Raw genomic sequence first — 13878 nt, forward strand, 5'->3', positions numbered from 1 at the left:
ATCATCCTGCGATCTCCACCAAGGTGGAGGTCAACACCTTGTCCTGCGGGCACCATCCACGCGGCGGAGAATTGTCGGCGAGGCACGATGACACCGCTATCCGGGTGGTTCACCGTGGTCAGCACCACGTTCGCCAGATGCAGGAGGAAGCAGTGCGCATCGCCGTCCCCCGCGAGGTCAAGAAGCACGAATACCGCGTCGCCGTGACCCCGGCCGGGGTGCACGAGCTGACGTCCCGCGGCCACGAGGTCTTCATCGAAACCGGCGCCGGCACCGGATCCGCCATCAGCGACGACGAGTACGTCTCCGCCGGCGCGAAGATCCTGGCCACCGCCGAGGACGTCTGGGCCGAGGGCGAGATGGTCCTCAAGGTCAAGGAGCCGATCGCCGAGGAGTACCCCCGGCTGCGCCGCGACCAGGTGCTGTTCACCTACCTGCACCTCGCCGCGGACCGCCCGCTGACGCAGGCTCTGCTGGACGCGGGCACAACCGCGATCGCCTACGAGACCGTGCAGCAGCCGAGCGGCGCGCTGCCGCTGCTGGCCCCGATGTCCGAGGTCGCCGGACGGCTCGCGCCGCAGGTCGGCGCCCACTCGCTGATGAAGCCCAGCGGCGGGCGCGGCGTACTGCCCGGCGGCGTGCCCGGCGTGCACCCGGCCCGGGTGGTCGTCGATGTCGGCGGTGTCGCGGGCCTCAACGCCGCCCGCATCGCGCTGGGTCTGGGCTCCGACGTCGAGATCCTGGACACCAATGTGGACCGCCTGCGTCAGATCGACCACGACTTCGCCGGCCGCATCCGCACCGTCACCTCGAACGCCTTCGCCGTCGAGCAGGCCGTGCTGGAGGCCGACCTGGTGATCGGCGCGGTGCTGGTGCCCGGCGCGCGGGCGCCGAAGCTCGTCTCCACCGACCTGGTCGCGCGCATGCGGCCGGGCAGCGTGCTGGTGGACATCGCGATCGACCAGGGCGGCTGCTTCGCCGACTCGCACCCGACGACGCACGACGACCCGACCTACACGGTGCACGACTCGGTCTTCTACTGCGTGGCCAACATGCCCGGCGCGGTCCCGCGCACGAGCACCTACGCCCTGACCAACGTCACGCTCCCCTACGCCGTCCAGCTGGCCGACCACGGCTGGCAGGCCGCGCTGCGGGCCAACGGGCCGCTGTCGCTGGGCCTCAACGCGCACGCGGGCGCGCTGACGAACGCGCCGGTCGCGCAGGCCCACGCGCTGCCGCACACGCCGCTGGCCGAGGCCCTCGCCTGACCCGGCGGGCGGTCCCGTCGCCAGGGACCGCCCGCCCCAGGACCCAACACGTGAATAAGTTTTCAGACCAACATGGGCCCCCGCGTAAGCGAAGTCCGGAGATACCACCTAAACTTGTTCGTGGCGGCCCGCTCCCAGTGACCCCCAGGCTGGTTGAGCGGGCCGCCCCTTAGTGCACACCCTCCCCGACACGCGGCACCCGGACGGGTTGGACCGGACCCCGGTAGGGCACTATGTGCCCGCGATCAAGTTCACCGGGCCGGGAGGGGCGCACATGCAACACGACGGCAGCGGCCGGATATTCGTGCAGAACCTGAGCAAACACTTCGGGCCGGTCGCCGCGGTGCAGAACCTGAGCTTCGAGGTCCGCCCCGGCTCGGTCACCGGCTTCCTCGGCCCCAACGGCGCGGGCAAGACGACCACGCTGCGCATGTTGCTGGGCCTGGTCACGCCGTCGGCGGGCGTCGCCACCATCAACGGCCGCCCCTACCAGCAGCTGGGCAACCCGGCGCAGGTCGTGGGCGCGGTCCTGGAGAACGAGGGCTTCCACCCCAAGCGCTCCGCGCGCAACCACCTGAAGGTGTACGCCGCCGCGATCGGCGCGCCGGACCAGCGCGTCGAGGAGGTGCTGGGCCTGGTCGGGCTCTCCGGCGCCGCGGACCGCCGCGCCGGCGGGTTCTCGCTGGGCATGCGGCAGCGGCTCGCCCTGGCGACCGCGCTGCTCGGCAACCCGCAGGTGCTCGTGCTGGACGAGCCGGCCAACGGCCTCGACCCGGAGGGCATCGTGTGGCTGCGCAACTTCCTGCGCGCCTACGCCCGGGAGGGCCGCACCGTGCTGGTGTCGAGCCACCTGCTGTCGGAGGTGGAGCAGACGATCGACCAGGTCGTCATCATCAGCCACGGCGTCACGCGCTACTACGGCCCGCTGGACCAGTTGCGCAGCAGCCAGCAGTCGCGGGTGCTCGTGCAGGCCGCGGACGCGAACGCGCTCGTGAAAGCGCTTCAAGAGGCCGGGTTCACGCAGGTGGAGCCGACGCCGGACGGGCGCGTGGCGGTGATCGGCGCGACCCGCCAGCAGATCGGTGACCTGGTCGCGAAGTCCGGGATCGCGGTCTACGGCATCGAGGAGGAGCGGGCGGACCTGGAGAAGCTGTTCTTCCAGCTGACCAGCCCCCAGTACCCAGGAGCCCAGTACCCGGGAGCGCAGTACGCGGGGATGCCGCCGCAGGGCGGCTGGGGCGGCCCGCCGCCGCCCGGATACCCACCGCAGCAGCAGTACCAGCAAGCACCGCCGCAACAGGGCCACGGCGGCTGGGGAGGACAGGGCTGATGGGCCGGTTGATCAAGGCGGAGTTCCGCAAGACGCTCAGCCTCAACACCTGGTGGATCCTGATCATCCCGCTGGTGCTGGTCGCGTTCTGGATGTCGTACGTCTGGGGCAAGATCACCAACGACTTCGCCGACTACATCGGCAGCGGCACCGCGCGGATCATCGCCGAGCAGGCCGGGCTGCCCGCCGACGCGTTGCCGGTCGGGCTGCTCAGCATCGCCCACGGCGTGAACATCGCGCAGCTGATCCCGGCGATCTTCGGCGTGTTCGCCCTGGCCGGTGAGTACAGCAGCAAGACGATCACGACGACGTTCCTGACGGCGCCGAACCGGGTGTCCGCGCTGACCGCGAAGATGATCACCTACATCCTGTGGGGCGCGCTGTACGGGCTGCTCAGCTTCGCGGTCGCGGCGCTGGCGACCGTCATCACCGTCGACGGCGACCGGCTGCCCAGCGGCGGCGAATGGCTCGCCGCGCTCGGCGGGACCGTGCTGGCCTACGCGCTGGTGACGCTGTTCGGCATCGGCTTCGGCGCGGTGCTGAACAAGGTCGTGCTGGCGGTCATCCTGCTGATCGGCTGGTTCCTGATCGTGGAGAACGTGCTGGTCATCGCGTTGTGGAACACCAGCGACATCTTCGGCGCGATCCTGCCGAACAGCACCGCGAACGGCATCGTCGGCGGCATCGCGGCCGAGGCGTTCGGGATCAGCTCGATCAACCTGCCTGGCGGTGTCGAGCACTGGGACAAGCTGGGCCTGCAGCTGGCCGCCGGCGCGCCGGGCGTCATCTCCTGGTGGGCTGCCGCGCTGGTGTTCCTCGCCTGGACCATGGTGTTCTTCATGGGCGGATGGGCCTCCAACCAGCGCCGCGACATCACGTAGGCGGGCACGCATAACCTGGCGTGGTGACTGCACGACCACCACGCACTGACGAGAACCCCGGGACCGGATGGATTCGCCGGCTGGCCGCGGCCTGCTGGCGGCATCCGGTCCTGGTCGTCTCGTCGATGGCCGCGGCTGTGTTCAGCGTCGGCCTGCAGGCCGCGAGCCCGTTGCTGGTGAAGGTCGCCGTCGACGACGCGGTGGCGTCGCAGACCGGGCGGCTGGGTCTGCTCGTCGGCGGGCTGATCGGGGTCCAGCTGCTCATGTTCGGCACCGCGTTCGTCCGGCGCTACCTGGGCGGGCGGCTCGCGCTGGACGTGCAGCACGACCTGCGCCAGCGGGTGTTCGACTCGGTGTCCCGCCTGGACGGTGGCAAGCAGGACTCGCTGCGCACCGGCCAGGTGGTGTCCCGCGCGATCACCGACCTGCAGCTGGTGGTGTCGCTGCTGTTCGTGGTGCCGCTGTCGGCGGGTTCGGTCGTGTTCGCGGTGTTCTCGGTGGCCGCGATGCTGTGGATGTCGCCCGGCCTGACGGTGATCGCGCTGATCGTGGTGCCCGCGGTGGCGATCGTCGCCGGCCTGGCCCGCAAACGCCTGTTCCCGGCCACCTGGTCGGCGCAGCAGCGCGCGGCGGTCGTCGCGCAGCACGTCGAGGAGACCGTCACCGGTGTCCGCGTCGTGAAGGGCTTCGGGCAGGAGGCCCGGGAGGTCGCGCGGCTGGAGAAGACCGCGCGGCGGCTGTTCGCCGAGCGGCTGCGCGCGGCCCGGCTGGCGGCGGTGCCCACGGCGACGACGTCCGCCGTGCCCGCGGCCGGGCAGGTCGCCGTGCTGGCCTTCGGCGGCATCCTGGCGCTCAACGGGCAGGTCACCCTCGGCACGTTCCTCGCGTTCGCCAGCTACGTCTCCGGCCTGATCGGGCCGGCCCGGATGATGTCGGCGCTGGTGGTGCAGGCCCAGCTGACGCGGGCGGGCGCGGAACGCGTGTACGAGCTGGTGGACGCCCAGCCCGAGGTCACGGACCCGGTGGACCCGGAGCCGCTGCCGGAGGGGCCGCTGAGCATCGAGCTGGACGACGTGCGGTTCGGGTACACGCGCTCGGAACCGGTGCTGGACGGGCTGAGCCTGCGCGCGGAACCCGGCGAGACGCTGGCGCTGGTCGGCACCGCGGGCTCCGGCAAGTCGACGATCTCGCTGCTGCTGCCCCGGTTCTACGACGCGCATTCGGGCAGCGTCCGGCTCGGCGGTTGCGACGTGCGGGACGTGAAGCTGACGGATCTGCGTCAGGCGATCGGCGTGGTGTTCGAGGAGGCGTTCCTGTTCTCCACGTCGATCCGCGACAACATCGCCTACGGCCGCCCGGACGCCAGCGACGAGGAGGTGATCGCCGCGGCGAAGGCGGCCGAGGCGCACGACTTCATCTCCGAGCTGCCCGACGGCTACGCCACCCAGGTCGGTGAACGCGGGCTGACGCTGTCGGGTGGTCAGCGGCAGCGGCTGGGCCTGGCGCGGGCGCTGCTGACCGATCCGCGCGTGCTGATCCTGGACGACGCGACGTCCGCGGTGGACACGGTCACCGAGGCGGCCATCTACGAGACGCTGCGCTCGGTCACCGCGACCCGGACGACGCTGCTGATCGCGCACCGCAAGTCGACGCTGTCGCTGGCCGACCGGATCGCGGTGCTCGACGCGGGCCGTGTGGTCGACGTCGGCACCTACGACGAACTGGCGGCGCGCTGCGAGCTGTTCCGCGAGCTCATCGCCGGGCCCGGCGAGGGCGTGGAGAACGTGCACAAGCGGGACTGCGTGGCCAGCCCGGAGACCGGGACCACGCCCGCGCTGTGGCCGGAGACCGGCGAGCGGGACTCGGTCGACGAGATGGCCGAGTCGGCGCGGCAGCGGAACGCGCCGCCACCGATGCCCGGCGGCGGCATGGGCCCCGGCAGCGCGCTCAACGCGCCGCCTACGGCCGAGCTGCTGGAGGGCGTGCGCAAGCTGCCACCCGCGACGGACGAGCCGGCGCTGGCCCCGGACGCGGTCACCCAGCCGGATCCGCGGTTCCGCCTCGGCTCGGCGTTGCGTCCGGTGCGCGGGCTGCTGATCGCCGCGGTGCTGCTGGTCGGGCTGGACGCGGCGGCGTCGATCGCGTTGCCCACGCTGTACCAGCAGGGCGTCGACCACGGGGTGCGGCCGGGTCTGGCGTGGGTGGTGTGGTTGTGCGCCGGGATCGGCGCGGTGATCATCGCGGTGGACTGGCTCGTGATCGCGGCGCAGACGCGGCTCACCGCGCGGGCCGGTGAGACGGTGCTGTACTCGCTGCGCGTCCGCAGCTACGCGCACCTGCAGCGGCTCGGGCTCGACTACTACGAACGCGAGCTGTCCGGCAAGATCATGACGCGCATGACGACGGACGTGGACGCGTTGTCGACGTTCCTGCAGACCGGTGTCGCGCAGGCGGTGATCAGCGCGCTGACACTGGTCGGGATCACCGGGGCGTTGCTGATCACCGACGTGTCCCTGGCGCTGTACGCGTTGTCCGTGGTGCCGGTGCTGGTGATCGCGACGGTGATCTTCCGGCGGCTGTCCAGCGCGGCCTACACCGAGGCGCGCGAGAAGGTCAGCGTCGTGAACGCCGACATGCAGGAGAACGTGAGCGGTCTGCGGGTCGCGCAGGCGTACAGCCGGGAGGAGCGGTCGGCCGAGGACTTCGCGTCTCGCAGCGACGCGTACCGGCGGTCGCGGCTGCGGGCCCAGCGGTACGTGGCGACGTACTTCCCGTTCGTGACGCTGCTGTCCGGGGTGGCGGAGGCGGTCGTGCTGGTGGCGGGCGCGAGCCTGGTCGCGGACGGCACGCTGTCGGTCGGTGTGCTGCTGGCGTTCCTGCTGTACCTGAACCTGTTCTTCTCGCCGATCCAGCAGTTGTCGTCGGTGTTCGACAGCTACCAGCAGGCGAAGGTCGGCCTGCACCGGATCGGCGACCTGCTGCGGACGCCGACGTCGGTGCCGCCGCCCGCGGATCCGGTGCCGGTGCCCGAGCGGCTGCGCGGCGAGGTCGCGTTCGACGCGGTCGACTTCTCCTACACGGGCACGGAAACCCTGGCCCTGACGGATGTTTCGCTGAAGGTGTCGCCGGGCGAGACGGTCGCCCTGGTCGGCTCGACCGGCGCCGGGAAGTCTACAGTGGTCAAACTGGCGGCGCGCTTCTACGACGCGACGAGTGGCAAGGTGAGCATCGACGGGGTCGACGTCCGGGACTACGACCTGGCCGGCCTGCACCGGCGGATGGGCGTGGTGCCGCAGGAGGCGCACCTGTTCTCCGGCACGGTGGCCGACAACGTCCGGTACGGCGACCCGTCGGCGTCGGACGCGGAGGTCGAGGCCGCGGTGCGCGCGGTGGGCGCGGTCGACGCGATCGCCGCGCTGCCGCAGGGCTTCCACCAGCCGGTGGGCGAACGGGGCCGGTCGTTGTCGGCGGGGCAGCGGCAACTGGTCGCGCTGGCCCGCGCGGAACTGGTGGACCCGGACGTGCTGTTGTTGGACGAGGCAACGGCCGCCCTGGACCCGTCCACGGAGGCGGCGGTCCTGGCGGCAACGGAAACGGTCGCCAAGCGCCGAACGACTTTCGTGGTGGCCCACCGCCTGGCGACGGCGGCCAGATCGGACCGGATCGTGGTGCTGGACCACGGACGCATCGTGGAACAGGGCACGCACGAGGAGTTGTTGGCGGCCAACGGCCACTACGCCCGCCTATGGCAAACAGGCGCGTAGCGCCGCGCGTTGAACCCAAGGTAACTGGGTGGTCATCCCGTCGCCTGACACTGGACGATCACCTTGAGCCAGGGCCGCAACCCGGGCCGCCAACCGGCGGCCGACCATGCCAACCTTGCGGCCCTGGCTCAAGGTGATATGCACAAACCGGAAGGCGACGGGATGACCACCCAGCGGCCACCTGCCCGGGGTGAGCCGACAACGGTCCCCCGTCATCCCGGAGCCTGCCCGTCCGGCGAGGACATCTTTTGATCTTTGGTCTTGCTTTTGGGCAGGCGGAGAGCCCGCCCTACGGGCGGAAAGCGCCTCACGGCGCCGAACGGTCACCTTCCGACCACCCCCGCCCCCGATGCCTGATTGTGTTTCAGTCGCCGAGCAGGCGTGTCAAGGCGGGAAAGAGTACCTTGACACGCCTGCTCGGCGACCAAAGACAGGCTGTGGATCGGGGGCGGGGGAGGTCTGGTTGGGGTAGTCGGTGCTGTTGCGTTGCCGGCTTGCGGTTTGTTGGGCTGCCGCGCGGGCAGCTTTGGGCCGGGGCCAGTCGCGTTGCCGGCTTGCGGTTTGCAGGGCTGCCGCACGGGCAGCCACCGATCCCCTTCTAGACGAAAACCTTCCCCGGGTTCAGGATCCCCAGCGGGTCGAGCGCGCCCTTCACCGCCCGGTGCAGCTCCAGCACCTCGGGGCTCACCTCGCGCCGCAAGCCGCCGCGCTTCAGCAACCCGATTCCGTGCTCCCCCGTCACCGTGCCGCCCAGTTCGACCGCGTCCGCGATGATGTCCTCGAACGCCGCCTGTGCGCGTCGCCGTGCTGCGTCGTCGCCGATGGGGGTTATCAGTAGCGGGTGCAGGTTTCCGTCGCCGGCGTGGGCGATGTTCGCGATCAGCGTGTCGTGTTCGGTGGCTGCCTTCTCGATCCGTGCCAGCATCTCCGGCACCAGCGCTCGCGGCACGCAGACGTCCTCGGTGAGCACCGGGCCGAGCCGCTCCAGCGCGGGGTACGCCAGGCGCCGGGCGTCGAACAGGGCTTCGGCCTCCTGCTCATCCGTGGACAGCGCCGCCCAGCTCGCGCCGGCCTGCTCGAAGCACCGCAGGATCGTGCGGGCCTCCTCCTCGCCCGCGTGACCAGGGGTGTCGACGCGGCCCAGGAGCACCACGTTCGCCTCCGTGGACAGGCCCATGTTCTTCCACGCGTCGACCGCCTCCAGGCAGTGCCGGTCGACCAGCTCCAGCGCGGACGGGATCACCCCGGACGCGGACACCGCGCTGACCGCCTCACCCGCGGCGATCACCGAGTCGAAGTACCCGGCGATCGTGCGCTCGGGCTCGCGCCGCGGCCGCAGCCGCACGGTCACCTCGGTGATCACGCCGAGCGTGCCCTCGGAGCCGACCATCAGCCCGCACAGGTCGTACCCGGCGACGCCCTTCGCGGTGCGCCGGCCCAGGCGGACCACCTCGCCGCGCCCGGTGACGACCTCCAGCGCGAGCACGTAGTCCCGCGTCACGCCGTACTTCACGCAGCACAGCCCACCGGCGTTGGTGGCCACGTTCCCGCCGATCGTCGACCACGGCGCGCTCGCCGGGTCCGGCGGGTACCACAGCCCCTGCTCGGCGCAGATCGCCCGCAGGTCGTCGTTGATCACGCCCGGCTGCACGACCGCGAGCCGCTCGGCGGGGTCGATCTCCAGGACGGAATCCATCGCCTCGAACGAGATCACGATGCAGCCGTCGACGGCGTTCGCCCCGCCGGACAGGCCCGTCCCAGCCCCGCGGGGCACCACCGGGATCCCGTGCTCGCCCGCGAACCGCACGACGTCGCGCACCTCGCCGGTCCCGCGCGGCCGCACCACCGCGGCGGCTTGCCCGTACTCGGCCCACTCCGCGTGGTCCTGCAGGTAGGACTCGACCACGACCGGGTCGTCGACCACGTGCTCAGCAGGCACGACCCGCCGCAGAGCGGCCACCAATGTCGGGGAATCCATCACAACCTCCACCAGGGAGGCTACCGCTGTGACGACGGCCTCCGGACTCGTCGAGCCGCAGGTGAGACTCCCGCTACAGCAGGCGGCCGTCGCCGTCCCGGAGGTGCCCGGGAGCCACCAGGAACGCCTGGTACTCGTACTCCTCCTCGTAGAACACCACGAGACGGTCCTTGTCCGCGCCGATGGCCGTCCAGCCGTACCCCAGCACGGCGCCGATCTCGTCGGCCCACCGATCGTCGCGCGCGGCGCAGTAGAGCCACGGGAAGTCGTCGACGCCGGTGAGCACGTACACCCGGCCGTCCAGCCCGGCCCGGACGGCGAACTCCGACTGCCAGTCCCGGATCTCCCGGTCGTCCGCCGACTCCGGCAGCACCGAATCCGGTTCGGCGGTCGTCCGGCGGGTCTTGACGAACTCGTCCCGGAGCCACTGCGGGAAGTCCGACCACTGCGCGAACTCACCGGTGTCGAAAGCGGACAGACGGTCCTTCAGCTGCTCGGCCTTCTTCGCCTGCAGCAACCGCAGCCGCCGGTCCCGCGCGGACTCGGTCACGGCTCAGTCACCCGCCGGCCAGCTCGGAGCATGATCCCCATAGTAGTAGTGGTGCGGGCCGCCGACCCGGTCGTACTTCTCGCCGATCACCACCCCGTCGTGGCCCGCCTTCGGCTGGTAGGCGTGGAAGTGCGGGTGCGGCGCGCGCGGATCGTTGGTGTGCTCCGCGATCACCCGTGGCCCGTTCGGCGTCTCGTACTCGTAGTAGCGGCCGTGCGCGCCGGGCGCGGGGTCGTAGTGGTAGTTGCCCCTCCCCTGCAGGGCCGGGTTGTCGCCGACGGTCCACTGCCGGACGGGTGACGCGCTGTTGGGGATGCCGGCCCGGTCCCGCGCCGCGTTGAACGCTTCCCGCCGGTGGTCGAACCACCGGTTGTCGCCCTTGGGCAGTTCTTCCTTCTGGGCGTCGCAGTCGCGGCACGGCACGAGCCCCAGCGGGTCGAGCCACGTCATCGGGTTCGGCACGTACGCCTGCGGGTTCGGCCCCGCGACCAGGCCGAGCGGGTCCTGGCTCGCGTACCGCCCGAGTTCGGGCACGTAGTAGCGGTGGTAGTTGTAGTCCAGACCGCTCTCCGGGTCGTGGTACTGCCCGGGGAACCGCAGCGGCGTGTCCGCGACGCCGACCCCGGCGACCTGGCCCCAGACCGTCCGGCTCGCCCGCCAGGCCAGGTTGCCCGCGGGGTCGACCAGCTCCGTCGGGGTGCCGATCAGGTCGGTGACGATGCCGTAGAACTCGCGGTCGACCCAGGCCTGGTCGTGCCAGACCCGCTCGGTCTGGCTCACCGGCTGCAGCGTGTCCGGCAGCCAGTGCCACGACCTGGTCCGTCCCGCGGATTCGATCTGCTCCACCAGGACCGTGTCATCCCAGACGAAATCGGTCCGCTCGGCGACGGTGCGGCCGTCCGCGGCCAGGCGTTGCTTGCTGATGCGCCGCCCCAGCGCGTCGTAGGCGTACCGCCAGCGCGTCCCGTCGGGCGTGACGACACCGACCAGCCGGTCTTCGCCGTCCCAGCTGAAGTGCCAGTTGTCCGGTTTCGCGGACAACCGCTTCCGCTGCCGGAGCACCATGCGCCCCTGCCGGTCGTAGGCGTACCGGACGTTCCCCGCGGCGATCGTCAACGTGCCGCTGACCTGACGCGGCCCGCTCGCCTCGGGGTCGCCCGGGCTGTGCGCGGCCTGGAGGTTGCCGACGCGGTCGTAGTCGTAGTGCTCCGCCCAGCCCGCGCCGCGGACGCCGACGACCCGCCCGGCCGGGTCGAGGTCGAACTCGCGCAGCCCCCCGATCTGCTCCGCGACCGACACCAGCTGGTCGTCCGCGCGGTACCGGTAGGCGCGGTGCTGGATCCGCCGGACCGACGGAACCCCCGCCGACACCGCGGACAGCGTCTGCGTGAGCAGGCGGTTGCCCGCGTCCCACTCCTGCGCCAGGGAAACCCCGGTGTCGAGCAACCGTTCCACTTCCCGGCCCGCGGTGTCGTAGCGGAAGCTCAGGGTCCAGCCTGCGGCGCTCAGGACCGAGGGCCGGCCGCCCGCGTCGTAGCTCCACCGGCTCTCCGCGCCGGTCGGGGTGCGCTGGTACACCGGCCTGCCGAGCAGGTCGTAGCGGGACTCGACGGTGCGGCCGTTGATCGTTTCGGCCACCACCCGCCCGGCCGCGTCGCGCTGGAAGCGCACGTCGGCGTCGGCGTTAACGGCGCGCACCAGCCGCCCGGCCGCGTCGTAGGTGAACCGGGCCGGCGGCGCGTCCCCGGTCTGCCGCTCGACGAGGTTGCCCACGAGGTCGTGGCGGAACCGCGTGGTCTCGCCGGCGCCGTTCGTCCGCGACACCACCTGCCCCGCCGCGTCGTAGGTGTAGACCAGCGTCCGGCCGTTGAAGTCCGTCTCGCGGACGAGGTTGCCGACGGCGTCGTAGACGTACCGCCATTCCGAGCCCGCCGCGTTGCGCACGACGACCGGGCGCATCTTCTCGTCGTAGGTGTACTCCAGGCGGTTCCCGTCCGGGGTCGACACCACCGCGGGCAGGTCGAAATGGGTGCTGACGACGTGCGTCAGCTCGCCCGCGGCGCCCGCCTCGGCGGTCTGGTTGCCCTCGCCGTCGTACTGCCAGCGCTCGACCGTGCCGTCCGGACCGGTGCGCGACAGCAGCAGCCCTTCCACGCTCCAGGTGTAGGTGGTCGTGGCACCCGACGGGTCGGTCCGGGACCGGATCCGGCCGAACTGGTCACGCCCGAACAGGTTCACCGCGCCGTCCGGACCGGTCACGGCGATGGGCAGGCCCGCCTCGTTCGTGTCCACGCGGTACACGCCGCCCAGCGGGTCGACGATCGCCGCCAGGTGGTGGCGTTCGTCGTACCGGTACCGGGTCACCGCGCCCACCGGATCGGTGACCGCGACGAGGTTGCCGGCCTCGTCGTAGTCCCGCCGCGTCACGGCGCCCGTCAGCTCGACCGTGGCGACCAGCTGGTTGTCGCTGTCGTAGCTGAACAGCCGCTGGGTGCCGTCCGGGCGGGTCAGGGTGACCAGGTTGCCGGACTCGTCGTAGGTGTAGGACGTGGTGCGGCCGAGCGGGTCCGTCCGGGACAGCAGCCGGTCGTAGCGGTCCCATTCCGAGCGCGTGCTGCCGCCGAGCGCGTCGACCTCCTCGACGATCTGCCGCAGCTCGTTGAACCGGTAGGTCGTCTCGTGCCCGGCCGCGTCGGTCCAGACCGAGACGAGGGCGTCCTGGTCGATCCGCAGCGTCCCGGTGTGCGCCCCGCCGGAGCCCTCGGTCCGGACGCACCGGCCCAGGCCGTCGTAGTGGAAGCCGTACCACTCGCCGTTGCGGTCCACCCAACGGGTGAGGCGCCCCGCGCGGTCGTAGCTGAAGGTCAGCGGCCGGTTCGACGAGTTGGACACCTCGGTGAGACGGCCCTCGTCGTCGTAGGCGTACCGGAGCAGCGGCACGTCCGGCGCGCCGCCGGTGCCGCGGAGGGTCAGCGCCGTGATCCGGCCGCCTTCCGTGCTGATCGCGATCCGGTAGTTCCCGGAGTGCCGGAGCTCGCGGGGAGCGCCGTTCTCGTACTCGAAGTCCAGCCGTTGCCCGGTCCGGCCCTCGACCGAGCGCAGCGGCAGCAGACCGGCCGGCGCGCCCGCGACGGGCCCGAAGGTGTACCGCTCGCGGTTCTGCCGGTGGGTGACGACGTACTCGTCCCCGGTGCGGACCAGCGGCCAGCGGGCGCCTTCGACCGGGAACACGGGCTGACCGTCGCGCACCGGATGCGGGTAGACCAGGACGCGGCCGTCCTCGGTGACGAAGTAGATGCCGTCGTCCTCGACCTCGAGCCGCTGGTCGAAGGTCGAGGCCCAGGTCCGCCCGAACCAGCGGCCGAGCCGGTACGCCGAGGCGTGCCGCCGCCGCACGGTCAACGGCAGGACCGCCGGGAGGCCGACGTCGGTCTGCGGCAGGATCACCTCGCCGGTGAAGACGTTGATCGGGTCACCGTTCGTGCAGGTCGAGTCCTCGTCCTGGCCGGACCTGCGCGGGTCGTCGGCCGAGTCCCTGGCCGACGACGGACCGTCACCGCCGGCCCGGCTGCCGCCCGGGGTGCCGTCCGCGCCGTCGGGGCTGTTGGGAGCGTCCGGGCTGGTCGGGCCGTCCAGATCCGGCGTGTCGACCTTCCCACCACCGCCGGACGCAGCCGAAGGAGTGGTGCCATCACCGCCGCCGAGTTTGCGGCCGATCTTGCTCAGCTTCTGGATGATCTCATCCAGCTTGCCGATGACCCGGCTGATCCGCGGCGACACGTTCCCGACCGTCTTGACCAGCTTCCGGATGAAATCCGCAATCCGAGTCACCGCCGACGAAATCGCCGCCGTCGCCTGCGCCGCGATCAACGGCGTCGCAAACCCCAACGTGCACGCCGCCTCCAACGCCCACGTGATCAGCTTCCCCACCAGCTCGGCCACGATGTCGCGCACCATCTCGCGCACGAAACCCACCACCGTGCCCATGATCATCACACCGGTGGAGATCCCATCCGCCAACGCCGCCGCACCCGCCAGCGCCTCCGCCTGCTCCGCCCCCGACCGGCGATAGGTATCCGCCCCCTGACCGGCCCACCCCGCCGTACC

8 protein-coding genes are annotated in these 13878 nt (G+C 71.6%); 5 read left to right on the plus strand and 3 right to left on the minus strand.

Annotated features, from left to right (window positions below):
• Positions 1–152: 152 nt before the first annotated feature.
• The 4 genes from ald to D0D28_RS12930 all read left to right on the plus strand — a co-directional run bounded on the left by ald (position 153) and on the right by D0D28_RS12930 (position 7243).
• On the plus strand, positions 153–1268 hold the full coding sequence (ald, locus tag D0D28_RS12915; RefSeq protein WP_116110734.1) for an alanine dehydrogenase: 1116 nt from the start codon (positions 153–155) through the stop codon (positions 1266–1268).
• Between the two features lie 274 nt (positions 1269–1542).
• Positions 1543–2598 carry an ABC transporter ATP-binding protein gene (locus D0D28_RS12920; protein WP_116110744.1) on the plus strand — a complete coding sequence of 352 codons (1056 nt, stop codon included), beginning with the start codon at positions 1543–1545 and terminating at the stop codon, positions 2596–2598.
• Entirely contained in the window at positions 2598–3479 is an 882-nt protein-coding gene (locus D0D28_RS12925) for an ABC transporter permease subunit (protein ID WP_094008591.1), read from the plus strand. The genes D0D28_RS12920 and D0D28_RS12925 overlap by 1 nt, the downstream gene beginning before the upstream one ends.
• Positions 3480–3499: 20 nt before the next feature.
• A complete protein-coding gene (locus D0D28_RS12930; protein ID WP_162831052.1) occupies positions 3500–7243 on the plus strand; it encodes an ABC transporter ATP-binding protein in 3744 nt (1247 codons plus the stop codon).
• Positions 7244–7841: 598 nt separating this feature from the next.
• Here the strand turns inward: D0D28_RS12930 and D0D28_RS12935 are convergent.
• From D0D28_RS12935 to D0D28_RS12945, 3 genes are all read right to left on the minus strand, one after another.
• Entirely contained in the window at positions 7842–9221 is a 1380-nt protein-coding gene (locus D0D28_RS12935; protein ID WP_116110735.1) for an FAD-binding oxidoreductase, read from the minus strand.
• Positions 9222–9294: 73 nt separating this feature from the next.
• Positions 9295–9771 carry a hypothetical protein gene (locus D0D28_RS12940; protein ID WP_116110736.1) on the minus strand — a complete coding sequence of 159 codons (477 nt, stop codon included), beginning with the start codon at positions 9769–9771 and terminating at the stop codon, positions 9295–9297.
• Positions 9772–9774: 3 nt separating this feature from the next.
• Entirely contained in the window at positions 9775–13551 is a 3777-nt protein-coding gene (locus D0D28_RS12945; protein ID WP_240323197.1) for a DUF6531 domain-containing protein, read from the minus strand.
• Between D0D28_RS12945 and D0D28_RS36740 the strand changes: the two genes are divergently transcribed.
• Positions 13526–13843 (plus strand): hypothetical protein, encoded by a 318-nt coding sequence (locus tag D0D28_RS36740; RefSeq protein ID WP_240323084.1) that lies wholly within the window; start codon positions 13526–13528, stop codon positions 13841–13843. The two genes, D0D28_RS12945 and D0D28_RS36740, sit on opposite strands and share 26 nt — an antisense overlap.
• Positions 13844–13878: the final 35 nt, after the last annotated feature.

Origin of the sequence: Amycolatopsis ruanii (assembly GCF_003385175.1) — a bacterium.
In the GTDB taxonomy this organism is placed as follows: Bacteria; Actinomycetota; Actinomycetes; order Mycobacteriales; family Pseudonocardiaceae; genus Amycolatopsis_E; species Amycolatopsis_E thermalba.

Bases quoted from the DNA above. Each gene is read 5' to 3' on its own strand.
- D0D28_RS36740 (WP_240323084.1), top strand. From the start codon at position 13,526: ATGACCCGGCTGATCCGCGGCGACACGTTCCCGACCGTCTTGACCAGC.
- D0D28_RS12925 (WP_094008591.1), top strand. From the start codon at position 2,598: ATGGGCCGGTTGATCAAGGCGGAGTTCCGCAAGACGCTCAGCCTCAAC.
- D0D28_RS12920 (WP_116110744.1), top strand. From the start codon at position 1,543: ATGCAACACGACGGCAGCGGCCGGATATTCGTGCAGAACCTGAGCAAA.
- D0D28_RS12935 (WP_116110735.1), bottom strand. From the start codon at position 9,221: ATGGATTCCCCGACATTGGTGGCCGCTCTGCGGCGGGTCGTGCCTGCT.